This window comes from Brevibacterium sp. SIMBA_078, from assembly GCF_046534565.1.
In the GTDB taxonomy this organism is placed as follows: Bacteria; Actinomycetota; Actinomycetes; order Actinomycetales; family Brevibacteriaceae; genus Brevibacterium.
In genome coordinates, this window is the sequence record NZ_JAWRYQ010000284.1 from 1 (window position 1) to 265 (window position 265).

General features: G+C 35.5%; 1 protein-coding gene. It reads right to left on the reverse strand.

What is annotated here, in order from left to right; translation table 11 throughout:
- A partial coding sequence (locus SB749_RS19745) for a DNA polymerase (RefSeq protein ID WP_410711802.1) occupies nucleotides 1-226 on the reverse strand: 226 nt, incomplete at its 3' end.
- Nucleotides 227-265: the final 39 nt, after the last annotated feature.

Here is a 265-nt window from a genome sequence, read left to right on the forward strand (position 1 = left end):
TATCAGCCATCCATCCTTTTACTTTCGGGAACGCTGAATAAAAATCGTCAATAATCTGTTTAGCTTCTTCATCAGTAACACCAATATTTTGGGCAATCGACTTATACCCCATACCGTACATGATACCGAGTAGTAAACTTTTTATAGCTTTACGTGGTTGAAATTTACCGTCAGGACTATAAGCTTTATCCTCACAATACTTTCTTTCTAGCTTAAATACTTTCATAGCCATCTCAATGTATAAGTCACGGTTATTTACATAAGC